Origin of the sequence: Leptotrichia sp. oral taxon 498 (genome assembly GCF_002240055.1) — a bacterium.
Taxonomy (GTDB): Bacteria; Fusobacteriota; Fusobacteriia; order Fusobacteriales; family Leptotrichiaceae; genus Leptotrichia; species Leptotrichia rugosa.
This window is the reverse complement of the sequence record NZ_CP016753.1, coordinates 991,972-1,017,548: the sequence shown is the minus strand read 5'-3', so window position 1 is coordinate 1,017,548 and position 25,577 is coordinate 991,972. Positions and strand designations below refer to the sequence as shown.

Sequence of the window (25,577 nt, the reverse complement as noted above, 5' to 3'; positions counted from 1 at the left end):
TTTTTTATTTTTTAAATTTTATTTATTTTTTTTATTATCTTAATCATAATTATACCATATTTTCTTTATTTTAAAAGTTATAATTTCAGAGTTGATTTTTTAGTTTACAATCTTTCATTTAAAAATTGTATTTATTTATTAATTGTGATATTATATAAATGAGTAATTTATTAAAATAAAATCTATAAAAATATGAGGTGTGTGATGTCAACAAAAAAAAAATTAAATCCCGGTAAAATAATAAGATTTGTTATTGTGATGATTTGTTTAGTGACACTAGGAATTTTTGGACGAGGTGTATTCGATAGACATTTTTTTAACACTCGCATGACCGTTATTCCAAATGTTATGAACTTAAATGAAAAAGAAGCGATAAAATATTTAAAGGAAGCTGGACTGAAAGTTAAAGTCATTCATTCAAAAACCGAAAAAGTACCACTAAATGTGGTTCACAATCAGGATCCACGACCTGGGAAAAAAGTTAAAGTAAATAGAGTTATAAAGATTTGGGTAAACAACGGTCAAAATCAAGTTGTCCCAAATATAATTGGACTCGAACTTTTAGAAGCTAGATCAAAGTTAAAAGGACAAAATATTCAAATTGAAACAATTGATTATTATCCTTCAAACCAAAAATATAACACAATTTTAGGAGTTTATCCAAAACCTGGAACAAAACTTGAAATCAATCAAAAAATTTCAATACTTGTATCTTCACAGCAGATGATAGATCCGTCTGTTATGCCAAATATAGTTGGACTTGATTTAAATGATGCAAGAGAACTTGCAAAACAAGTTGGGATAAATATTCAAAATGTATCTTACACAAGCGATCAGACTTTGCCGCTAAATACTATTATTTCTACAAATCCTGCAGCAGGAGCTAGAATTCAGCGGGGACAAAATGTATCAGTTGTCATAAATACAGCTTCTCGTGCCAGAAGACGTCAAACAACTGAAGAAATAATAAATAGATCAAAAAATGACATTAATAAAAACGGAATAGAAAAAGCAATTGATGACACAATTAATAAAATTGATAACAGTAATTCTGGAAATAATAACAGCACAAATAATCCGACAAATAGTGGAAATGGCGGAAACAGCGAAGATAATCCATCGCAAGGAAATAATTCAGATAGTCAGCAATCGGAAGATGACAGCGGAGAATAAAAAAGAAAGGGGACTAAATCATAAAAGAAAAAATTAAAGGAAAAGTTATTAGAAAAATTAAAGGTTTTTATTATGTCATAAAAGAAGATGCCAAAAATTTGAGCAAAGAAAATATTTTTGAGTGCAAATTGAGAGGCAGCTTAAAAGTGAAAAACAGTAAACTAAACTGTATTATTGGAGATGTGGTCGAATTTGACGAAGATGAAAAAGTTATAACTAAAATTTTTGAGAGAAAAAATTATTTACACAGACCACTTCTCTCAAATATAGATTTCATTGGAATTCTATTTGCAATTGAAAATCCTAAGTTTGATTTTATTAATTTTCAAAAAATGCTATTAAATTCAAATTATCAAAATATTCCGTGTATTTTGATTTTATCAAAGATTGACCTTGTTTCTAAAGATGAATTAAACCAATTTTTAGAAGAGTTTCTAAAAATTTTTGGAAACACAGTCCGTGTTTTTCCAATTTCTATAAAAGGGAATTTTGGAATAAAAGAATTAAAAGATTATATAAAGAGGAAATCCATCGTAATTTCAGGACCGTCTGGCGCAGGAAAATCTTCACTTATTAACTCTTTAATGGGAGAAGAGCTACTTGCCACAAATGATGTCAGTCAAAAGACAAAAAAAGGACGACACACGACTACAGAGAGTAGATTTTTTATGACGGATGAGCATTCTTATATAATTGATACGCCAGGATTTTCTACGCTTGATTTTCCAAGATTGAAAAGCAAAAAGGAACTAGAGCTGCTTTTTCCAGAATTTTTGGAATTTTTGAAAAATTGTAAATTTCGTGACTGCATTCACACAAATGAACCTAATTGCGCAATTAAAGAAAATGTTCAAAATCATAAAATTCATAAGAAACGATATGACTTTTATCTTTATTCACTAAAAAATATAAAAATCAAATAAATTTAAAAAGAAAAGAGGAAATTTTGATGGGAAAAGAAATAATCGTTGCGCCTTCTCTACTAGCAGCAGATTTTAGCAATTTAAAAAAGGAAATTCAAGAAGTGGAAAAATTTGGAGCGGATTTTCTTCATCTTGATGTAATGGACGGAAATTTTGTGCCAAATATCAGTTTCGGCTCTCCAATTTTAGAAGCGATAAGACCACACACAAAACTTGTTTTTGATGTTCATTTGATGGTTGAAAATCCTGACCGTCTGATTCATCTATTCAAAGACTGTGCGGACATCATAACCATTCACGCAGAAAGCACGAAACATTTGAACAGAACCATTCAACTGGTAAAATCTTTTGGAAAAAAAGTTGGAGTTGCTCTTAATCCATCGACTCCGCTGGATTTTATAAAATATGATTTAGACAATATTGACATGGTTTTAATTATGACGGTAAATCCTGGTTTTGGCGGGCAAAGATTTATTCCTGAAATGCTTCCTAAAATAAAAGAGCTAAGAAATTTAGCACCAGAAATTGACATTCAAGTGGATGGCGGAATAAATGACAAAACTGGAAAACTGGCAGTCCAAGCTGGAGCAAATATATTAGTTGCAGGTTCTTACATATTTAGCGGAAATTATGAAAATAAAATTAACTCATTAAAATTTTAAAGAGAGGGAAAAATAAATGTATAATAAAATAGAAAATTTATTGGATCAATTTTATAAAACATACTATAAAATTGAAGAAATTAATTTAAATCAAGTTATAAAATGTCTCACGACTACTGAAATACATGTAATTGAAGCCATCGGACAAGATAAAATCACAATGAACGAACTGGCTGAAAAACTTGGAATTACAATGGGAACTGCATCAATTGCCATAAATAAACTAAACGAGAAGCAATTTATTGAGCGAATTCGTTCTGACGAAGACAGAAGAAAAGTTTTTGTAAAACTTTCTAAAAAAGGGGAAATGGCGTTAAATTATCACGGGAATTTTCATTCAACAATTTTAGAAAAAATTACAGAAAATATTCCAAAAGAAGAACTAAAAGCTTTTGTCACAACTTTTGAAACCATTTTAAACAATTTGGAAGTGATAAAAAAAGATATTCAGCCTGAATCAATTTTAACTTTTGAAGAAGGCGACACCGTTCAAGTTTCTTCCATCAAAGGAAGTGTTGCAATAAGAAAATATTTAAATGAAAAGGGAGTCTTGATAAAATCTCTTATAAAAATCATAAATATCGACAAATTTTTAATTACGATGTTAGTTGACGGAGATGAAAAAATTTTAAATGTGGAAGATGCAGAAAATATAATGGTTAGAAAAAACTCTCTGTAATTTTTTAAACTTAAAAACTCTTTCTTGCATTTTTTCGATTATTAAAGAATAATAATTAAAGAAAGAGTTTTTATTTTTCTGAAAAAAAAAGAAATTGAAAAAATTTAAAAAAATTTGAAAAAAAGTTTAAAAAATGAGAAAGGCAAAAAATTTTATAAAAAATCATGAAAAAAAATGGAGAAAAAACGACAACACCGATTAAAGATTTGAAAATTATTCAAAGAAACGATTTTCAAAATTTCACTTTAGATTCTGTACTAATTTCTGATTTTGTGAAAATCAACAGAAAGACAAAAAAAATTCTTGATATTGGAACTGGCTGTGGAATTATTTCAATTCTTTTGGCAAAACGAAGTAAAGCAAAAATTACTGGAATTGAAATTTTGGAAACAATGGCTGAAATTGCGAAAGAAAATGTTAAAAATAACGGTTTTTATGAACAAATTTCGATTGTGAACGAAGATATTAAAAATTATAAAAAAACTTTTTCAGAAGCGCAGTTTGACACAATTGTCACAAATCCACCATATTTTGAATTTAAGGGAGATTTTTCTCAGATTAATGACTTGGAGCAATTGGCTTGTGCTAGACATAATATGAATTTGACGATTGAAGAAATTATAAAAATTTCTACATATTTATTAAAAAATATGGGAAGTTTTTCGATAGTTTTTCGGAGTGAGCGGCTAATTGAAATTTTGGAATTACTAAAAAAATATAATTTAGAGCCAAAGAGAATGAAAAACTGTTATACTAAATGGAATGAAAATGCTAAAATTTGCATGATTGAAGCGATTAAAGATGCAAATAGCGGACTTTTGATTGAAATGCCAATTTTTGTTTATGATAAAAATGGGAAAAAAAGTGAATATATTGAAAATCTGTATAAATAAAATATTTAGAAAAATTTAGTTATATCTTGACATTTACTTTAGTCTATGATAATTTTTATATAATTAAATAAATAAATAAATTTAGAAAGGTAAATATGTTTAAAAAAATATTAATTTTAACGACATTTTTTTTATTTAGCGTCATAACATTTGCTCAAAATAATAAATTTTTGGCAGTTGGAAATGTGAAAATTGTGCGGCAAGAGCCACTTGCAATTAAAAGAGAAGATCTTAATATTACAATTGAAAAAGATAACACTATAAAAGTTGAAAGTTTTTACAATTTTGAGAATGTTGGGAATTATAATGTAAAATCAACTTTTCTTTTTTGGCTGGATTCAAATATAGAAAAAGTTGAAAAAGAAGATTTTAGCAATAAAAATACGAATAATCGTGGAAAATATATTAACAATATAAAATTTTTCTCTGATTACAAAAAATCTCAAAATTTGAGAGCGGTTATAAAATTTGACGAAAATATTTACAAAAATCAAAATGGAGAAGACATTCAAAGAGAATGGTTTGCAATTTCAAAAACTATAGAACCAAATAAAGAAGGGAAACTTTATCTTTCTTATGATTTAAAAAACATAGATTTCTTGCGAACAAAAAATTTCACATACAGTTTTGATTTAGTGAATAATTTTTTAAATAAAAATAAAGCAGAAATTTTTTATGTAAATATTTATAATAAATCGGCTAAAAAAATAAAAAATATTGATTACAAAAACTATGAATTTAAAAATATAAGTACAAATAAAAATAAGGAACATTTTGAACTTCTTGTGGGAAATGTTAATTTAGATGACAAAATGATCATAAATTTTTATTAATTAATTAATTTAACAGATGAAAGGAGAAAAATGAGAGTTGTTGCTGGAAAATTAAAAAACAGAAAAATTTACTCAAGAGAAGGAAGAGATACAAGACCAACTTTAGAGAGAATTAAAGAAGCGATATTTAGCATACTTGGCGAACAAATTGAAAATGCAAGATTTCTAGATTTATATTCGGGAACTGGAAATATTGCGATTGAAGCACTTAGCCGTGGAGCTAAAAGAGCTGTTATGATTGAAAAAGATAAAGAAGCACTGAGAATAATTATTGAAAACATAAATAATTTAAATTTGGCAGACAACTGCAGAGCTTACAAAAATGATGTTTTTCGTGCGATAGAAATACTTGGCAGAAAAAATGAAAAATTTGACATAATTTTTTTAGATCCGCCATATAAAGAAAATATTTCAGTAAAGACAATTAAAAAAATTTTTGAGTGCGAAATACTTGACGAAAATGGAATTATTATTTCAGAACATGGCGTATATGAAAAAATTCCGGAAAAAATAGAAAAATTTGTAAAATATGACGAGAGAAATTATAATAAAAAAATTGTCAGCTTTTATAATTTTGAATAAAAAAATTTAAAAATTAAATTAAATAATTTAAATTAAATAAAGGAGAAAAAATGGCAGCAAAAAAACAAACTTATGAAGAAAATATTGAACAAATTGATAAAATTTTGGAAAAATTGGAAAGTGAAGAATTGTCGCTTGACGATTCGATTGAAGAATATGAAAAAGCGATAAAACTGATAAAAGATTCGGAAAAATTACTAGAAATTGGCGAAGGAAAAGTGCTAAAAGTTTTGGAAAAAAATGGGAAAATAGAAGTTGAAGATCTAGATTAGTTTAAAAAATACTTTTAAAAAATTATTCTAATTAAAAAAATTAAAAAATATATAAATATGAAACGGTGTAAAAACTATGTTAAAAGATTATTTAAAAGAAAAAAAGAAATTATAGAAAAAAATTTACAAAAAAAATTGCAAAAATATGAATATCCAGAAAGACTTTCCGAAGCGATGAATTATGCTGTTATGAACGGCGGAAAAAGAATTCGTCCCATTCTTATGTATATGATGTGCGACTTATTTCAAAAAAGTTATGAAAATGTGGAAGATATTGCAGCTGCACTTGAGTTTATTCACTGCTATTCGCTTGTTCACGACGATTTACCAGCAATGGACAACGATATGTATCGCCGTGGAAAATTGACAACTCACATAAAATTTGATGAAGCGACGGCTATTTTAGTGGGAGATGTGCTTTTGACGGAAGCGTTTAATATCATTTCCAGTTCAACGAAAATTAGCGATAAAAATAAAGTTGCGATAATTCTAAAACTTTCAGAATATGCAGGATTTTACGGAATGGTTGGCGGACAATATAAAGATGTTGAATCTGAAAAATTACAAAATTTAGACACAGAAAAAAATATCAAAAAAAATATAAATATTGAAGAAAATAAAAAAATATTAAAATACATTCACACCCATAAGACAGGAAAACTTTTAACCGCTGCAATTGAATTGCCGCTAATTGCTTTTGATACACAAAAAGAAAAAAGAGAAAAATTAGTGGAATATTCAAAACTTATTGGACTTGCTTTTCAGATAAAAGACGATATTTTGGATATTGAAGGAGAATTTGAAAATACTGGAAAAAAATCAAACGATGTGGAAAATGGAAAATTGACTTATCCAAGTTTGTTTGGTTTAAAAAAAAGCAAAGAGATGTTAGATAAATGTCTTAAAGAAGCGAATGAAATTATAAAAAATGATTTTTACGGAAATGAATTGCTTATGGAACTTACGCAATATTTTGAGAACAGAAAAAAATAAAAAAATTTTATTTAAAAAGAAAGTGGGAACTTTATGAAAAAACTATTTATGATTTTTTTACTTGCTATGTCAATACAAATGTGTGGTCCTGACCTAAAATTAGATTACAATGTAACCAAAAGTGAAAATTATAAAATTTCTGAAAAAAAGATGAAAAGAAATTCTTTGGAAGTGAAAAAAGCGTTTGAAGAAGATCAGAAAAAATTTAAGGAAAAAGTGAAAGAACTTGCGACAAAAGTGATTGAAGAACAAATAAAATCAACTAAAAACGGTGGCGATGACCTAAGTCTTCAAACTGCTAAACAAATGGCAGTTAGAATGATTGAAAAAGGAATTGAATATCAAAAATCAAAAATCGAAGAAATAAAATTTTTTAGTGATAAAGACGCTCAAATTTCTCAAAAAGTGAAAATTTTAGACAACTCTAAAATTCAGAAACTTCAAAATGAAGGCGTACTTTTTGATCTTGTGGCAAAAAAACTGAAATATAAAGATGTAAATGACATGATTTCTAAAATGCAATCAATGGACAAAAACGAAGGTACTTCTAAAATTATGAACGGAATTGCCGAAGTTATGGACGATGAAATGAAAAAAGAAGAAAATTACACACAAGTAAGTGCAACTGTGAATATGGAAAAAATTAACGGAAAATGGCAAATTAAAGATTTGAATGAACAAATTAAAAATATAGAAATTATATTTTCAAATTTATCACAAGCCATTATAAAATAAAGGGGAAAACAATGTTTGTTGAAAAAGAAAATTATTTCTACATAGAAGAATTTGAAAAACTGGGAGTAAAAGCGATTTACACAAAAAAAAATGCTGGAAATATGTCAGATTACTGTCCCATTGAAAATCAAATTGAAGGAATTCAAAAAGAAAACAGAAAAAAATTATTGGAGCAGTTTGGATTTGAAAATAAGAAGTCCGTTATGGCATTTCAAACGCATTCTGCAAATGTTTTTGTAATTGATGAAAATACAACAAAATATTATTATGAAAAGGAGTGCGACATCGACGGATTTCTTACAAAGAGAAAAGACATCGTCATTTTTACTTTTTATGCGGATTGTCTTCCAATTTTTGTGTACGACAAAAAAAATAAGGTAATTGGAGTGTGGCACTCAGGTTGGCCAGGAACATTTAAAGAAATGATGAAAAGTGGACTTGATAAGATGAAAGAGATTTATAAAACTAATCTAAAAGATGTCTTAATGGGACTTGGAATTGGAATGCAACAAAAATATTATGAAGTTGGAATAGAATTTTATGAAAAGTTTTCGGATAAATTTGGAAAAGAAACTGAGTTTATAAAAAAATCTTTTTACTGGAACGAAAATACAAAAAAATACCACTTTGACAATACAAAATTTAATGAAATTATGGCACTAAAACTGGGCATTTTAAAAGAAAACTTAATTATCTCAAATGAAGATACTTTTGATCCAAGATTTCATTCTTACAGAAGAGAGGGAAAAATGAGTGGAAGAGCTACAGCTATGATTAGTTTTATTTAAAAACTTCTATATTTGATATTTCATTTTTAAAATGTTATAATTTTAAACAACTTAAATTGGAGGTAAAAGATGAAATTTTTTGATTTTATAAAAAAATTTTTTTGGTTCACTTTAAAAGAAACTTATTCATTTTTTTTGAAGCTGACATTATTGATAATCTTAATTTTTATTATAGGATTTTCAACTGTGGCAATTCTAGATTCTAAATTAAATGGCGAAAAAGTCAAGAAAAATAATGATTACGTGCTATTTAATGTTTCAGATGTTGTAGAAGACAAAGTTATCGGTTCAGATTTTCTTTCTGACAAAAAAGATATATCATATATGGATATTTTACAAAGTTTGGATGCAATAAAAAATGATAATTCTATAAAAGGAGTTATTTTGTCGCTGGACAACATTAATTTATCTTCTTCTAAAATTGAAGAACTTACGAAAAAGTTTTTAGAAATTAAGCAAAACAATAAAAAAATATACGCTTTTGGAGCATACATCACAAATGCGAATTATAAACTGGCATCCATTGCCGATGAAATCGTGGCAGTTCCATCAGCTTCAGCTAGTGTAAATTTAACTGGCTACAACTATTCTGATATTTATATGAAAGGGCTTCTTGACAAACTTGGTGTAGATATGGAAGTTGTAAGAATCGGAAACTATAAATCTTATGGAGAGAACTACATTTCCAATCAGATGTCGCCTGAACTAAAATCGGAACTTACAAGAATTTTTGAAAATAGATACCAAAAATTTGTAACTGATATTTCAAAAAATAGAAATATTGATAAAAATGCTTTAAATGACGATATTGTAAGCGGTGTAGATACTAATCTATCAATTTTTGATGCAAGGGATAAAAAATTAGTCGATAAATTGGAACATTTTTCTGACTTTACGAAAAGGTTAAATATTAAAGAGGACAATGTTTCAGATATTTACGATTACTATGAAAAAAAAGTTAAAGATACAAAAGTTGGAAATGGCTCAAATGGGACAATTGCTGTGATTTATGCAGAAGGTTCAATTTTGTACGATGCAAGTGGTGTTACACAAGGTGTGATCACTCCTGACAATATCACTCAGAAACTTGAAAAAGCGATGAAAACTAAAAATTTGATGGGAATTGTGCTTCGTGTAAATTCTGGCGGAGGTTCAGCTTTGGCTTCAGAAGTTATCTATCAGGAACTTTCTAAAATAAATGTTCCAGTTTATGTTTCAATGTCTGATATGGCAGCGTCAGGCGGTTATTATATCTCAATGTCAGGTAAAAAAGTATTTGCCGACAATGCAACAATTACAGGTTCTATCGGTGTTGTTTCAATGGTTCCAAAATTATATAACACTCAAAATAAATTGGGGATTTCATCAAATAGCATAAGCAAAGGGAAATATTCAGATATTGACAACAGTTTTACACCATTATCTGAGGAATCAAAACAAAAACTTGTTCAGTCAATGCAGCAAACTTATGCTGAATTTAAATCTCGAGTTACAAATAATAGAAAAATTGACGAAAATGTATTGGAAAATTATGCGCAAGGAAGAATTTGGCTTGGGGATGAAGCTAAAAATATACATTTAGTTGACGGAATTGCTAGTCTTGATGAAGTTATTAAAACTATGGCAAAAGATTTGGGAATTGATAAAAGAGATTATGCGGTTGAAAATATTTATTTGGAAGAAGACTTTATGACAAAATTACAAATGCTGACTTCAAAAGTTTCTGAAAAATTTAAGTTATCAACTGAATTGAAAGAAAAAATTCCTGGAGCTAAAACGGCACTTGAAGCATATGATGTGGCTCTTGCGAATAAAAATAAACCGCTTTATTACTTGCCGTATAAACTAGAACTTTATTAAAAATTATAAGATAACAAGAGGTTTTTATTTCTTAGTTAAATATAATTTGAATATAATTATAATTAAAAGGAGGTAATATGCTTTATTTGGATGGAATTGGAATTTCATTTTTGGTTAAGGAGATTAAAGAAAAAATTTTAAGATATAAAATTACAAAAATTTTTCAATATGACAGAAATTCATTTTCACTTTTTTTCGGAAAAAATAATTTAATTTTTCAAGTGAAAGATAATTCTACAATTTTTTATTTAAAAAATGAAAAAGATTTAAACACAGATTATCAGTCAAAGTTTTTATTATCTCTGAAAAAATATTTGCAAAATTCAGTTTTAATAAATATAAGACAGGAAAATTTTGACAGAATTGTATATTTTGATTTTGAAAAACTCAATCAATTTGGAGATATTGAAAAATATACACTTATTATTGAAATAATGGGAAAAGCGAGTAATGTCTTTCTCACTTGCAGAGATAAAATTTTAGCTGCACTTTATTTTACTACACTTGAAGTTGGAAATCGTGTCATTATGACTGGCGCAAAATACACTTTGCCATTTGAAGAAAAGAAAATTCCGCCAATTTATTTTGAGAGCGAAAATTTTCCTTTTGAAACGGATGATTTTTTGAAAAAATGCGAAGGTGCTGGAATTCCATTTGCTGTGCAGTGTGCAAGTAATTATGACACTTTTAAAAAATATTTGGAAAATTATAAACCTGTGATTTATAAAATTTCAAAAAATAAAAAAATACAAAAAGTTTTTACTTACAATGAATTTTCTGAATTTGAGAAAAAAAAAGTTGGCGAAAATGAATATTATGAAACTTTGAATGAAGGTCTTAACGAATATTTTAAAGCAACGATTACTTCAAATGTGCTTAACGAAAAGAAAAAAAATTTGCTAAAATATGTCGACACGCAAATTAAAAAATTTAAGAAAATAAATAAAAATATAAATATTGATTTGAAAAAAAATGAAAATTATCAAAAATATAAAAATATCGGCGATATTTTAGCTGCAAATATGCATAAATTAAAATATGGAATGAAAAAAGTCACTGTTTTTGACTTTTATGCAAATGAAGAAATTACAATAAATCTTGATCCAACTCTTTCGCCAAAAGATAATTTAAATTTTTATTATAATAAGTATAACAAAGGAAAAAGAACACTTACGGCACTAAACGAAAGACTTATTGACATTCAAGATGAAATTAAATATTTTGAGCAAATTAAGATGTTTATTGAAAAAGAGAATGATTTTATTGGAATTGAAGAAATTGAGTCAGAGTTAAAAATGTCAAATTTCACTCACACTAAAAAAATTAAACTTAATAAACATAAAAAAAGAGAACTCCTTTCATTTAAATATGACGGCTTTAAAATTTTTGTTGGAAGAAATAATAAAGAAAATGAGGAAATTTCCTTTGCAAAAGGAGAACCAAACGATATTTGGCTTCATATAAAGGATATTCCTGGAAGTCATGTGTTAATTCTCTGTGGAAATCGAGTTCCAAGTGAAGATGTCATTTTTTATGCAGCAAAATTGGCTTGTGAACATTCAAAAGCACAAAAAGGCGACAAAGTCACAGTTGATTATTGTCAGCGAAAATTTGTCAAAAAAATTAAAAATAGCAAACCTGGAAATGTCATTTATACAAATTTTCATTCAATTTTGGTCGAAGTAGAATAGAATAGAATAGAATAAAATAAAAAATAAAAAAGGCTATCCATAAAAATAAGATTTTATGAAATAGTCTTTTTATATTTTTAGAGCTTTAAAATTTTTAGTTTTTATTATTTGGATTAATTCTATATTCTTTAAGCAATTCATCATTTTCCATAATAAACGGTTTAGCCACAGGCTGTCCCCATGCAGTATCATACTTATTCATCAAATAATCGTTAAGTTCAGTCCGATTATTAAATTTCAATGCTTGATAAGGCTGCTGAAATGCCAATTTTTCAATAAATAATAATTTTCCATCTTTCTCAGGAACCAGAATCCCAACATGTCCTACAAATAAAATATTCTTCTTTGGATCATCGTTAAAATGAAAAAATACAGAAATCATCGAAATTTTACTATTCTTATCAAATACAATTCCTCGCTCTTTCCAAGCGTTTTTTACATTTTTAGCGTGAATTCTCACATCTTTAGTCATCTCTGTCGGAATTTCCGAAAATAAATTAACAAATTTATCTTTTTCATTTTGAGAAAATAACTTAAATGGCACATTTTTCAATGACTCCATATCCATAAAAAGCATTTCTCCTGCTTTTACAACTGGCTTTTCCATTTTTATATAATCTTTCATCAATGTAAATGCCGTTATTCGACAGTTAAATCCAGGAAAATTTTTATTTTTTTTGTCCCAAATTTGCTGAATTGCCGCTTCGTCGTAATTCGGATTTATATTTTTAGAATTTAAAAATCCTGATTTTATCAATCCTTTATTTTCAGTCGCTTCATTATAATAATTTACACTTTTCAAAAAAAGGTCTATATTGCCAAAATTAACTTTTGCATTTTCTAAAATTTCACGAATTTGATTTTGAGTGACTTTATCCGCAATATTTGAATAATCTATACTTTTCAAATATTCTTGTTCTGTTTTTAAATTTTTTATATTTTTTATATTATTATTTTTAACGCCATTTTCATTGGAACAGCTTAACGAAAAAATAATTGCTGTAAAAATCAATAACATTTTTTTATTTTTCATTTAATCTCCATCTTAACTAATAAATATTTTTTATTTTATAACTTAGTATTTACAATTACAATTTACTGTTTATATTAAAACTTTTGCTATTATTTGTAAAATAATTTTTTTTATTTTGTGAAACTGATATTTTCAAATCTTCCGTATCATTTTGAGCTGCTTCTTTATTGGAATTTTTATCTTCACTCAATTCTAGATACAAATATTTTCCATCTTTTGCTTCTGCATTTTCATCATCTATTTTATCACTTGTGTATATTTTAGAAACTTCTCTGTTTACTTTTGTTTCTGTTGTATTATTAACTATTGGTTCATCGCCTTTATCTTCTTTTATCTTTTTAGAAATATGTTTTTGAGTTACTGTAACTGCATTTTTTGACAATTTTTCATTCTTTAAAGACTTGTCAAATTCGATGACAACAGCTTTTACTTTTTTTCCAGAACCTTTTTTTTCAGTTATTGCCGTTACATTTTTTACATTATTTACATTCAAATTTCCTTTATCTGCAATTTTTATATCAATATGATTATCCTTGCTTTCAGTCAATATTACAAATCCAACTAATGCAATCAAAGCTCCAAGCACTACATTTCCTAAAGTTTTTATTTTCATAGCAATTCCTCCTATTCTTTAAATATTTTATATTTAAATATTTTATTATTTTTACTATTTACTATATTATATATCATATTTTTGTCAAAATTTTGTTTTTTTCCTTAAAAAATCTTGTAATTTACCAGTATTTTACAAAGAATTGAAAATTATATTATCTACACCTCCTGCCTTGTTTATGTTCAAAATCTTGGTACACTTCAATTATAAAAAAAACCTTATTCACTGAATAAAGTTTTTTTACAAATTTAATTTTAGCTGTCCTTTTCATAATTTAATTAATTTATACTTGCAAGAGTTTTTTCGGCAAATTCGTGCGCCAATTCCAATCTTGCTCTTTCTTTTGAATTTTCAAAAGTTGCAGGTGTAAATGGTATTTCTGAAGTTTTTACAACTAGGAAATAACCAACTGGAAGATTTTTTTCTATTATTTCATTCAGTTTAGAAGCAAATAATTTATTTACTAATTCATCATCTTTTCCAATTCCTGGAACGGTTTCACCTTTTAATAATTTTTTAAATCTCTCTTTTACATTAAAGTTAAATCTGTCTTGTTTTTCAACTTGATCCCAAGTAACTTTTCCGCTTTGAACCTGCGCTTTTAAGTCATTAACTTTTTGTGCAACTTTTTGTTTTGTAGCTTCTGATATATTTGGTGTAATCAAAATGTGACTAACTTTTGCTACATTTGGATTATTTGCATCTTTTGATTCAATATAAATAATGTGGTATCCAAACTGTGTTTGAATAGGTCCCACTATATCTCCAGCTTTTCCATTTTTAACCGCATTTGCAAATTCTGGGACAAGTCCAGATAAATCAGTTGTTTCTCCCAAGCTTCCTCCTTTAGTGGCCGAACCTGGATCTTTTGAGAATTCTTTAGCTTTTTGCGCAAAATTATTTTTATTTGTTGTTTTCATAATTTCTTGCGCCTGTTTTTTAGCATTTTCCAAATCTTGTGAACTTGGCTGATATTCATCACCTATTACATATCCGCCAACACTGCTTTGAATGCTGTAACTATCTTTTTTCTGTTCAAATTTAGCTTTTAGTGTCGCATCGTCAACTTTAAAGTTGTCAATTAAAGAATTGTAATATCTTTTAGACAAATCTTGTAATTGGTCAACTCCGACAAGTTCTGGATCTGGTTTTAATCCAGCAGCTTTTGCTTTTACTGAAATTTTTACTAACTTATCCAATTCCACTTTTAAATTAGCTTTTATATCGTTTAATAATTTTTCAGAATATCCATCTTGTGACTCTGAAATAGCTTTTAAAACTCTTTCATTTACTGTTTTATTTAATATTTTATATTCGCCATTTCTTGCTACAATCACTTTAGAATCGTTATATATTTTTTTTATTTCAGGATTTTTAAATTCAATTTTCGCTTTTTCATTCAATTTTACTAGATAAGAATTTAACAATGCATCATTTCTATCTTGTTGCAAACTTTCTTTTAACTTAACTTTTATATCATTGTAATCTTTTCCAGCAAGTCCAGCGTATTGTTCTCTGTCAAATGCTTTTTTCACATCCGCATCAGAAAGCTGGTATTTTCCAAACATTTTTTCCTGTAATTTTTGCATAATTTTACTCTGTTTTATTGCATTTTTATAATCAGTTAAGTTTCTATAGCCACGAGCTGCCAACGCATTCATAAGCTCTTCTTTTTTCACACCTTTAATTTCCTTATTTACTTGTCTATTAATTTCCCCGTTTGGCACTTTTATTTTAAAATCAGATGCCGCTGAAATTAAAAGCGCTTTACTTATAAGGTTTTGCAAAATTATTTCATCTGTTATGCTATCTGGCACATCTTGCAAATTTTCTTGAGGGATTCCCATCTGCGCCTTTTGCTGATTTAGTTGTGATAATTGATCTTTTAATATCTGTCTATATGATTCAAACTGATCTTTATAAATTTTCTCATTATTAACCGTTACAATAACTTCCCTGTTTGACATTTGTCCAAAAATAGTATTTTTTAAAAAAAGTATCGCACTTGCAAGCATTCCAATTGCAAACACTACTATCATAATAATGGACAATTTCTTAATCATTTTTCTGCTGTTTCCCATTTTCAATTTCCTTCCTTAAAATTTTCCGATTTTTAACTATCATTTATTATAGCACATTCTGAAACTTTTTTCTATTCCAAATCTATTTTTTTAGAATGAATATAATTTACAAGAAAGAAAATTCCAATATTTAAAAGAATTACAAAAATTATATAGGTTATTCCATAATTTCTTAATAGATCAAAAATTATTGTTTCTCTTATACTAATGTCAGAATCCAATTTTACTAAAAAACTCGCTAATAATGAAAAATAAAATATTCCAATTATTATACCTGTGACAATATATGTAACTATTCCCATAACAAGTTTATTAGATTTTACTAAATTTGCAAAAGTTACGCACATCATAAAAATCCAAGAATTTAAAAGATGTTGTAAAATCAGACAGATTACCACAATTATCATTATTCCTACAATCTTTCCAGTATATGGATTGTGAAAAATCTGCTGTTTTAATATATTTATTTCTGAGCTCAAAGTTTTTAAATTTTGACCACTTACAAGTATTCCATTAACTATTCCAATTATGTAAAAAACTATGTAGAATATCGCTGAAACAAATGTCCAAAATATAAAATTCAAATATTTTGCCAAAATTAAATTTTTTGAACTTATTGGCAAAGAATTTATCAAATATCCTTCATTTCCATAAACCGAATTATTGAAATTCGTTATTAAAATAAAAAGAGTTAAAATAGAAACATATGACATTATCAAAAAAAATGAAAGTGAAAATATCATTTTTAAAATATAGAATATAATAAAGCTTACATTTTCTTGTGATACATTGACACTTAAATGTATGACAAACGCTGTACATATTTGATTTACCACTCCAATTATAATTGCCACCAAATAAAGTGGCACAAGTCGTCTGCTAATCGCTCTAAAATCATATTTAAACAATTTTAACATTATTTAAACACCTCCCTAAAATATTCGTCAATACTGACATTATGCTCTTTTTTAATATTTTCAATCGAATCGTAAAGTAAAATATCTCCATTATTTACAAAAATTACTTCATCTAAAATCTTTTCAACATCGTTGATTAAATGAGTTGAAATAATAAGTGTCGCATCTTTGCTATAATTTTTAACTATAGTATTTAAAATATAATCTCTCGTAACAGGATCAACACCCGCTATTGGCTCATCTAATAGAAACAGCTTCGCTTTTCTGCTCATTGCCAAAATAAGTTGCACTTTTTCTCTATTTCCCTTTGACAATGCCTTAAATTTTGCGTTTGTGTCAATTTTCAAATCTTTTAACATCTCTCTTGCCACATTTTCATCAAAATCGGGATAAAAATCCAAAAATAACTGAATCAAGGAATCAATACTTTGATTTTTATCTAAATAATCCCTGTCTGGAAGATATGAGATTATCTTTTTAGTCTCCACGCCAATCGGCAATCCATCAATTAAAATTTCTCCCGAAGTCGGCTTTAAAAGTCCCACCGCAAGTTTAATAAAAGTCGTTTTTCCACTCCCGTTTGGACCAAGTAATCCGATTATTTTATTTTTATTAATGGATAAATTAATACTATTTAGTGCCATATTATTTTTATACGATTTTTTTAAATCTTTGCACTCCACTATTTTTTCCATAATTTTACTTCCTTTCCATTTTTTCTTGAAGTTATTTTATCACAAATTTAAAAATTTTTAAACAAAAATATAAATAAAAAACCAGCATCTCTGCTGATTTTTTTATTTTACAAAATGATATCATCTACTGGTAACATCACCGCTCCCATCGAAATTCCTCGACCTAAGTCTATTTTCATAATTTTTATAATCCGTAAAATTTCTTCTGCATGCCTATCTTCCAAATAAGTAATTAAAATACTATCTGTTCCTGGCCAAACATGTGTATTAAAATGTTTAAAATCCTTGCTCCAGGAACTATGAATAGTTGGAACAATAAAATATTGCTCTATCCCATATTCTCTTAACTCTTCTTTCATTTTTTCAGTATAAAATGAATCAAAATATATCTCTAATCTTTTCACAAAATTCTCCTCTCTAACTTTTATAAATTTAACTCTATTTGATAACCCGTGAATTTATAAATTATCAAACATTTCAATAAATCAAAGAATTGAATTATTTAGCATATCCTCTTCTTTCTTCTTCTTTTTCTTGTCTTCTTCTTTCTTCTCTTTCTTTTTGTTTTCTTTCTTTTCTTTCTTCAACTAATGAATACAATACTGGTGTAAAAAACAATGTCAACACCGTACAGAATGAAAGTCCAAACATTACTGCAATCGCCATACCTTGATAGTATCCCGAACTTCCTTTACTTGAAAATACCATTGGAAGCCATCCTAATACTGTTGTAAGTGTTGTCATTAAAATTGGTCGAAGTCTTGAACCACAGGCTTCTACTAAGGCATCGTGTATCGTCCAGCCTTTTTTTCGCAATCCTGCAACGAAATCAAGCATTACAATCGCATTATTAACCGCCATACCAAATAACATCAAAATACCGATCATAACGAACATACTAAGTTGTATTCTAGTTATCGCTAATCCAAAAATTACTCCAATCATAGAAAGTGGCAATGTTGTCATAATCATAAGCGGCAATATAAATGATTCTAGCTGAACCGCAAGTACTGTATAAATCAACACAATCGCAAGCAACAAGTCTTTCATAATTTGTCCACCCATTTCAGATTGGTTTTTAGCTTGTCCTGCTACCCCAATTTTGTATCCTTCAGCTGGATTTGTTTTCTTGAATGACTGTTGAATAAATGCTGCTGCATCGTTAAACCCTTTCGAACTATCCAAGTTTGCACCAACTGTTACAATTCTTGTACCATTTTCTGTTGAAATAGTCGAAGCACTTTCTTCATATTGCATTGTAGCAATATCTCCTAATCTAACATAAGTTCCTTTATTAGTTTTTATCTCTAAATCCATAATTTTATTCAATGAATTTTTTTGATTTTTTTCCAATTCCAATACTACATCCAATGTTTCTGTACTTTGAGTTACATCAATCGGATTTGCAGATCCAGAAGCTGTCATAAATAACATTTGAGTAATATCTGTTACAGTTATTCCATAACTTTCTGCTTTTACTCTATCAACTTCCAACTTAGCTTGTGGATACCCACCCTCAGTTGATGACTTGACATCTTTAAACCAAGACTGTCTCTTCATGTCATTCATTATTGAATTTGCAATTCTGTCTAATTCTTGTGGATCATCACCTTCTATTTGAAACGAATAATCTTTCTGCGACGAACGACCTCCTGCTTTTTGTGGCGAAACTGCAAGTGTTACATTTGGTAAATCCTTTAATTTTTCCCTAACACGGTTCATTGCTTTCATTGTGTCTTTTTTTACATCGACATTTATTACCGCTGCACCCTTTGAAGCAAGTACATTTATATCTTTAGTTACTGGATCTGCTTTTACAACAGCTTCCATTTTATTCGCAATATCTCTCGATACATCTAAATCTAATCCTGTCGCAAGCGTCGCAACCACCGAATATTGATTATCATCAATCGTTGGAAAGAATGTAGTTTTTACTGTTTTTCCTATTCCAAATACAACTACTACAAATGCTATTACAATTCCAATTACCATTTTCCATCTATTTTCCAATACTTTTGCCACTAATTCCTTATATTTATCTCTAAATGCATTAAATCTAGCAGCTTTTTCAGAATTTTCTGAGATTTTTTTAACATCTAAAAATAAACTTGAAGCCATCGGAACCCATAACATCGCAACAATAATCGAAGCTGACAACGCAAACATCATTGAAAACGCAATACTCTTAAATACTTCCTTAGCTATTCCGTCAAATAATATAATTGGCAAGAATACACAAACTGAAGTTGCCGTTGATGCCATCATTGGAAGAATTACTTCATTTGTACCTCGTATCGCTGCTACATTTGCTGGTTCCTTATTAACCTGAATATGATCAAAAATATTATCCAGCGTAACAACCCCGTTATCTACCAGTGACCCAACCGCAAGTGACAATCCCATTAACGAAATCATATTCAGTGTTATCCCTTGTGTTGTAAGCAAGAAGAATGTAAACATTGCTGAAATTGGAATCAATGTTCCTACAACTAATGATGCTCTTAAGTTTTTCAAGAATACAAAAAGCACTATAATTGTAATGATAACCGCTTGCAGCCCGGAACTCGCAACATTTTGTATTGATTTACTAACTTGTTCACTATTATCAACTATTATATTATAATTAGAACCTTCTGGAAATAATGGTTTTGCTTCTTTCAAAGTTTCCTTAGCCTTTTTCGCAACCTCTACCAAGTTACCATCTTTACTCTTTTGAATCATAACAGCAACCATTTCTTTTCCATTATATGTTACATATGATGTTGGATCCTCTGTTCCATACTCAACTTTTGCCACATCAGCCAATCTAACTGTCTGATTATTTTGATTTGAAATAACAATATCCTGAATTTGATCAAGCTCTTTTAACTCTCCATCAACTTTTAGGATAAATTCTTTCGTCCCATCAGTTATTGTACCTGCTGGTGTTACCGTATTAGCCGCTTTTATTTTACTATAAATTTCTGCCGCTGACAAATTATACTCCTTTAATCTAGATGGATTCAACCAAACTTTAATTTGTCTTGTCGCATTACCCATTACAGAAATATTACCAATACCTCTATTTCTCTTCAATCTAGGCTGTAATGTTTCTTCAACAAATGATGTTATTAACTCTTTATTTTTCCCAGTAATCCCAATCATCAGTGCCATATTGGAACTACCTGTCGCATCCATTTTTGATACTGTAGGATCTTTAAAGTTATCATCATCTGGCAATTGTCCTTTTATTTTATCTATTTGTGTTTGAACTTGTACCTGTTTAATATCCGTATCTACACCATAGTTAAACTCTATCGTAACTACTGATGAACCATAAGAAGATGAAGTTGTTATATTTTTAATTCCATCTACATTTAATGCCGCATCTTCTAGTTTTTTTGATACTTGTGTTTTTACATCCTCCGCTGTTGCTCCCGTCCAAGTGGCATTAATAACAACTATTGGTATATCGAAATCTGGTATTCTCTCCTGTTTCATACCTGTCATCGCTACCCAACCAGCAAAAATCATAAATATAAGTATCATCGTTGTCGACACTACTCTCTTCGTTGCAAATTCTGCTACTGTCATTTTTTTTCACACGATAAAAATCGTGTACTCCTTTCCTTAAATTTGTGCAAAATAACTATCTGACAATTTTAACTTTTTCATTTGCTTGTACAACATTTTGTCCATCGACAATTAATTCGTCACTAGAATCTAAACCTTGCCCTGTCACTGCCGCAAATGTTTCGTTTTGATTTGTTATATTTATAGGAATTGCCACCGCTTTTCCATTTCGCACGACATAAATAACTTGTTGAACTCCTCTTACAACAATGGCTTTTTTGGGAATTACTAAACCATTTTCTGCTCCTGTTGAAATATTAGCCTTTGCATACATTCCACTTCTTAGTTCTCTATTTTCATTTGGAAGTTTTATTTTTACAATAAATTGTCTACTCTCTGAATCAGCTGTTGCCGCAACTTCATAAACTACACCATTGATTTCTTTTCCTTTCAAGTCGTCAATTCTAACAGTTGCTGGTGTTCCAATTTGAATTTTCTGAACAATATCGGCTGAAACTCCAATTTCCAATTTCATTTCACTTTCATTAACTAAAGTAAACAATTGCTGTCCATTTGAAACTTCTTGACTTCTCTCCAAATTCATATTGGCAATTACTCCCGAAACCTTTGTTTTTATGCTTGATTTACTATTTGTATCTCTTGCTGTATCAAGATCCGCTTGTGCTGAATCAAGACTATTTCTTCTGGCAGACAGTGAATTTACTGCTGTGTGATAACTGCTTCTTGCTGAATCTAGCTTAGCTTGTGCCGCACTTAACTGTGTTTTTGCCTGTAAATAATCAGTTTCCGTTATTAGCCTTTTGTCATACAGCATTTGATATTTTCTAAAGTTAATTCTTGCTTCTTCGACAGCGGCCTGTGCTGAACTTATGTTTCCTTCTGATGCACTAATATCCGCTCTTGCCGAACTTATGTTTGACTCAGCCGTTCGAACATTTGAAGCTGCCGATCTCACTCCAGATTTAGCCGCCTGATTTTCAATCGAAACTATCACTTGTCCTGCATTCACATAATCTCCATTTTGTGCATTAATTGCCACTACTTCTCCACTTGAAGTCGCTGTATACGGTATTTCCTCAATCCCTTTTATCGTTCCACTGGCAGAATATCCTATAGAAATTTCATTTTGACCTATCATTTGAACTTTCACTGGTCTTGAAGAGCTAGACATCTTTGGCTTTTTCTTTCCGCATGAAATTGAAAACATCGCTAGAATTGCCACTACTGCAACTATTTTTTTATTAATTTTCATATATTCCTCCTATTTTTTCTAATCTAAATTATTAATCCAAAAACGCTCCATATTTTGAAACTAAATAATAGTATTTTAATTTTGCCTGAGCATAATTTACACGAGCCTGTCTTAAACTAGTTTCCGACTGCAATAAATTTTCCATTGTGATAAGTCTATATGCATATCTTTCTTTTTCCATTTCATACGACTCTTCAGCTTTTTGTACCGCAAGTTCCAACGCTTTTATACTTTTTTCAAGCGATCTTAGCTGAAAATAAGTTTTTCTCATATTTGCAGTAACCGTGTCAAGTGTCTGATCAATTTGAACAGAAGAAATTTCCTGAGTTTTTTTAGCATATCTCACATTATTTTTTCTCTGTCCCCAGTCAAAGATATCCCAGCTAAAATTAACTCCCGCAGAAGTCGAAAAATTTCTCGGTTTTAAAATATTTCCAAATCTATCTTGCCCTTGCAATGTCCCATAATTAATGACTCCATTTATAGACGGCTTAAAAGAAGCTTCTTCCACTTCCACATTTTTTCTACTTAAATCATTTTGTTTCATCGCAATTTTATATTCTGTATTATCAGTTTTAAGTTTTGCCAAATCTTCATCCAATTTAACTGTTGAAGTGAAGTTGTCATCGACTCCAAAAGGAATTATTTCAATTTGTGAGCTATCTTTCACTCCAATCAAAATCCCAAGCGCTTCTTTTGAAACTTCAATATTTCCTTCCTGTTCCACAATTTGTGCATTAATATCAGCCACACTTCTCTGGGCTTCTGTAAATTCAGGTTTTGTCGTCATTCTCAAATCATACAGCTCCTGCTGTGTCTTCAAATTTTGATTCAATGTTTCTTTAGATTTCTGCAAAACTTCAAGTGTACTCATAGCATCATAGACATCAATATATGCCTTAACTGTATCAAGAATTGTATCTTTTCTCACTTTATCCAAATTAAGCTGTGACAATGTCAGATTCTCTTTACTTATTTCATGCCCTAACTTTAACTTTCCACCTGTGTAAATTGGCTGTGACAATGTCAAATAATGCTGAAATTTTTCTCCTGTTTTGGAAAAATTTTTATTTAGATATGTATTTGCTCCAGCCGTGTAGCCAACTGTGAAAAACTTTTTGGACCACGCCTTATCCACATCAATTTTACTTTGTTCGGTTTTTAACATCGCTATTTTAATATCTTTATTATTTTTAATTGCCATCTCAGCCGCATCTTGAATTGAGATTTTTTCAGCAAAAGCTGGAATTGCAATAAACAATAATAATGATACTAGTATTCTCAAATTATTTTTTTTCATTTTTCCTCCTCGTAAGTCTATTTTAATGCACTATCTATGAACCTTGCAATTTCTTTAATCGCTATTTTGGCTCTATTTTCAAAATCTTTATCTACCCCTTTATTTTCAAAAATCTCTTCCAAAAAATAACCTTCAATTGAAGAATTTATATATTTTGAAATAATTTCCAAATTCCAAATTTTTTTATTTCCATAATTTTTTATGATATTTTCTTTAATATAAGTCGTATAAAAGATAGTTATTTTATTTTTAAATTCATCAATTTGACCTGATTTCATAATATACAAATTTTCCAATTTCATATTTTGAACATATCCCAAAAATAGCTCCACTCTTTTTTCTAATAGATTATACAAAACTTTTGACGGTTCTTCAGAAGTATCTATATCATTTATAGAATTTTCAATTTCAATTTCTATTTTTTCCAAAATCGAGAACAAAACATCTTCTTTTGTCTTAAAATAAGTATAAAAACTTCCTTTGGATATTCCCACTTCCTTTGTTATCCTCTCAATTTTTGTCTCCTCATACCCATTTTTTTTAAATAATTCCCAAGATTTTTTTAAAATTCTCTCTCTTTTTTTCTCCTTTTCACAACTTCTAGCCAACTTTTCTTCTCCCAAAATCGTATTTTTTTATTATATTAAATGACTAATAAGTCACTTAATATAATAAATATAATATAATTTTTTCCCCCTTTTGTCAATATTTTTTTATTCTAAAAATACTTTGTTATATCAAAAAATACTATTATTAACATAATAGCCATCAAAAATATCATTCCGATAATATGTATTTTTTCTTCAATTTTTTTATTAATTTTTATTCCGAAAAATTCTGGCAAAACAAATAAAATTCTTCCTCCGTCAAGAGCAGGAATCGGAAGCAAATTCATTATTCCTATATTTATTGAAATCAAAATAAATATACCGAGCAGAGCCAAAGCACCACCGTTACTGTAAGCCATTCCAACAATTTTTGGAAGTCCCACAGGTCCTGTCATATCATTCATTCCAACTTTCCCTGTGACGAGCATTTTTACACCGTCAAGTGTCATTTTAAAATAATCTTTAAATGTATAAAAAGTCGAATTTATCTTTTCTCCAAAAGTCAATTTTTTTTGCAAAACTTGTATTCCAAGCAAATTTGATTTAGCTTCACTGTAATAAGTTAATTTCACATTTTGAGTCATTTCTTTATTATTTCTCAAGATTTTTAGCGAAATATCTTCGTCTTTATAATTTTTACCAATTTTTGAAATTTCTTTAGTCATCTCTTTCCAATTTTGGATTTTTTTCCCATTAATTTCCAAAATTTTATCATTTTTCTCCAGCTTCCCATTGACTTTTGAGTCGCTTCTAACTACACCAACAACAGGTTCTGTCAATTCCATAGGTTTCATATTAGTTACAGAAAGCATTATAAAAATCGCAATTATTGCCGAAATAAAATTCATTACAACTCCAGCAATCAAAACAGCAAATCTTGCGAACGGAGATTTTGTATAAAATCCATTTTTAGAAATGTAATTTTGTCTTTTTTCTTCTTCTCTCATTTCAAGATTCACTCTTTTTTCCACTTCGTCCACAAATTTTTCGTCGTCCATTTCTAAATTTTTAAAATCTTCTTCTTCTTTCAAAATTTCGGCAATCTCATCAATTTTTTCTCTTTTAAAATTTTCAAAGTCAAACTCTTCTGGCTGCATTCCGCCAATATTGACAAATCCTCCAAGCGGCAAAGCACGAATTGAATAAACCGTCTCTCCCTTTTTCCGTGAAAAAATCTTAGGTCCCATTCCAATCGCAAATTCAAAAACAGGCATTTTAAAAAATTTTGCCATAAAAAAATGTCCCGATTCATGAATTAAAACTATAACTCCAAGTAATATCAATGTTAAAATTATGCTCATAACTATCTATTTTCATCTCCCTTTTTAATTTTTTATTTTTTTATTTAGATTATCACAACTTTATAAAAAAATCAAATTTTTTCATAAAAAAATAAGTTATATGTAAATATAAGTAAGTAA

General features: G+C 28.6%; 24 protein-coding genes. 13 read left to right on the top strand and 11 right to left on the bottom strand.

The features are described 5' to 3' along the window. Positions 1-204 precede the first annotated feature (204 nt). The 13 genes from BCB68_RS04930 (at position 205) to BCB68_RS04870 (ending at position 12,084) form a co-directional block, all read left to right on the top strand. On the top strand, positions 205-1,173 hold the full coding sequence (locus tag BCB68_RS04930; RefSeq protein ID WP_094079770.1) for a PASTA domain-containing protein: 969 nt from the start codon (positions 205-207) through the stop codon (positions 1,171-1,173). 17 nt (positions 1,174-1,190) lie between these two features. Beyond that, the gene (gene rsgA, locus BCB68_RS04925; protein ID WP_335621992.1) at positions 1,191-2,096 is read left to right on the top strand and encodes a ribosome small subunit-dependent GTPase A; all 906 of its coding nucleotides are present in this window, start codon (positions 1,191-1,193) and stop codon (positions 2,094-2,096) included. A 26-nt stretch (positions 2,097-2,122) separates the two neighbouring features. Beyond that, the gene (gene rpe / locus BCB68_RS04920; protein WP_094079768.1) at positions 2,123-2,758 is read left to right on the top strand and encodes a ribulose-phosphate 3-epimerase; all 636 of its coding nucleotides are present in this window, start codon (positions 2,123-2,125) and stop codon (positions 2,756-2,758) included. 16 nt (positions 2,759-2,774) lie between these two features. Beyond that, positions 2,775-3,437, top strand: a complete 663-nt coding sequence (locus BCB68_RS04915; RefSeq protein WP_094079767.1) for a MarR family transcriptional regulator — start codon at positions 2,775-2,777, stop codon at positions 3,435-3,437. Positions 3,438-3,601: 164 nt separating this feature from the next. Beyond that, positions 3,602-4,330 (top strand): tRNA1(Val) (adenine(37)-N6)-methyltransferase, encoded by a 729-nt coding sequence (locus BCB68_RS04910; protein WP_094079766.1) that lies wholly within the window; start codon positions 3,602-3,604, stop codon positions 4,328-4,330. 95 nt (positions 4,331-4,425) lie between these two features. Then, positions 4,426-5,163, top strand: coding sequence for a hypothetical protein (locus tag BCB68_RS04905; RefSeq protein WP_094079765.1), 738 nt, complete (start codon positions 4,426-4,428; stop codon positions 5,161-5,163). Between the two features lie 30 nt (positions 5,164-5,193). Continuing rightward, positions 5,194-5,745: a 16S rRNA (guanine(966)-N(2))-methyltransferase RsmD gene (gene rsmD, locus BCB68_RS04900; protein WP_094079764.1), complete on the top strand. Its 552-nt coding sequence runs from the start codon at positions 5,194-5,196 to the stop codon at positions 5,743-5,745. A gap of 50 nt (positions 5,746-5,795) precedes the next feature. Next, positions 5,796-6,017: an exodeoxyribonuclease VII small subunit gene (gene xseB / locus BCB68_RS04895; RefSeq protein ID WP_094079763.1), complete on the top strand. Its 222-nt coding sequence runs from the start codon at positions 5,796-5,798 to the stop codon at positions 6,015-6,017. A gap of 57 nt (positions 6,018-6,074) precedes the next feature. Then, positions 6,075-7,010: a polyprenyl synthetase family protein gene (locus BCB68_RS04890; protein WP_094079762.1), complete on the top strand. Its 936-nt coding sequence runs from the start codon at positions 6,075-6,077 to the stop codon at positions 7,008-7,010. Between the two features lie 33 nt (positions 7,011-7,043). Next, complete coding sequence (locus tag BCB68_RS04885; RefSeq protein ID WP_094079761.1) at positions 7,044-7,745, top strand: hypothetical protein; 702 nt, start codon at positions 7,044-7,046, stop codon at positions 7,743-7,745. Between the two features lie 11 nt (positions 7,746-7,756). Then, on the top strand, positions 7,757-8,533 hold the full coding sequence (locus BCB68_RS04880) for a polyphenol oxidase family protein (protein ID WP_094079760.1): 777 nt from the start codon (positions 7,757-7,759) through the stop codon (positions 8,531-8,533). Positions 8,534-8,602: 69 nt separating this feature from the next. Next, a complete protein-coding gene (sppA, locus tag BCB68_RS04875) occupies positions 8,603-10,393 on the top strand; it encodes a signal peptide peptidase SppA (protein WP_094079759.1) in 1,791 nt (596 codons plus the stop codon). A 77-nt stretch (positions 10,394-10,470) separates the two neighbouring features. Next, a complete protein-coding gene (locus BCB68_RS04870) occupies positions 10,471-12,084 on the top strand; it encodes an Rqc2 family fibronectin-binding protein (RefSeq protein WP_094079758.1) in 1,614 nt (537 codons plus the stop codon). Positions 12,085-12,178: 94 nt separating this feature from the next. On the opposite strand, the gene BCB68_RS04865 is transcribed toward BCB68_RS04870, so the two are convergent. From BCB68_RS04865 to BCB68_RS04815, 11 genes are all read right to left on the bottom strand, one after another. After that, positions 12,179-13,117, bottom strand: a complete 939-nt coding sequence (locus tag BCB68_RS04865) for a DUF4300 family protein (RefSeq protein ID WP_094079757.1) — start codon at positions 13,115-13,117, stop codon at positions 12,179-12,181. Between the two features lie 55 nt (positions 13,118-13,172). Next, the gene (locus tag BCB68_RS04860; protein WP_094079756.1) at positions 13,173-13,730 is read right to left on the bottom strand and encodes a hypothetical protein; all 558 of its coding nucleotides are present in this window, start codon (positions 13,728-13,730) and stop codon (positions 13,173-13,175) included. A gap of 278 nt (positions 13,731-14,008) precedes the next feature. Then, entirely contained in the window at positions 14,009-15,811 is a 1,803-nt protein-coding gene (locus BCB68_RS04855; protein WP_094079755.1) for a peptidylprolyl isomerase, read from the bottom strand. A gap of 71 nt (positions 15,812-15,882) precedes the next feature. Next, complete coding sequence (locus BCB68_RS04850; protein ID WP_094079754.1) at positions 15,883-16,728, bottom strand: ABC-2 transporter permease; 846 nt, start codon at positions 16,726-16,728, stop codon at positions 15,883-15,885. Then, positions 16,728-17,423, bottom strand: a complete 696-nt coding sequence (locus tag BCB68_RS04845) for an ABC transporter ATP-binding protein (RefSeq protein WP_094079753.1) — start codon at positions 17,421-17,423, stop codon at positions 16,728-16,730. The genes BCB68_RS04850 and BCB68_RS04845 overlap by 1 nt, the downstream gene beginning before the upstream one ends. A gap of 107 nt (positions 17,424-17,530) precedes the next feature. Further along, positions 17,531-17,827, bottom strand: a complete 297-nt coding sequence (locus BCB68_RS04840) for a PG0541 family transporter-associated protein (RefSeq protein ID WP_094079752.1) — start codon at positions 17,825-17,827, stop codon at positions 17,531-17,533. A gap of 94 nt (positions 17,828-17,921) precedes the next feature. Further along, positions 17,922-20,996, bottom strand: coding sequence for an efflux RND transporter permease subunit (locus BCB68_RS04835; protein WP_094079751.1), 3,075 nt, complete (start codon positions 20,994-20,996; stop codon positions 17,922-17,924). A 55-nt stretch (positions 20,997-21,051) separates the two neighbouring features. Next, complete coding sequence (locus tag BCB68_RS04830; protein ID WP_094079750.1) at positions 21,052-22,248, bottom strand: efflux RND transporter periplasmic adaptor subunit; 1,197 nt, start codon at positions 22,246-22,248, stop codon at positions 21,052-21,054. 31 nt (positions 22,249-22,279) lie between these two features. After that, a complete protein-coding gene (locus BCB68_RS04825) occupies positions 22,280-23,548 on the bottom strand; it encodes a TolC family protein (protein ID WP_094079749.1) in 1,269 nt (422 codons plus the stop codon). 17 nt (positions 23,549-23,565) lie between these two features. Next, positions 23,566-24,156 (bottom strand): TetR/AcrR family transcriptional regulator, encoded by a 591-nt coding sequence (locus tag BCB68_RS04820; protein WP_157697348.1) that lies wholly within the window; start codon positions 24,154-24,156, stop codon positions 23,566-23,568. A gap of 110 nt (positions 24,157-24,266) precedes the next feature. Then, positions 24,267-25,457, bottom strand: a complete 1,191-nt coding sequence (locus tag BCB68_RS04815; protein ID WP_094079747.1) for a M50 family metallopeptidase — start codon at positions 25,455-25,457, stop codon at positions 24,267-24,269. Positions 25,458-25,577: the final 120 nt, after the last annotated feature.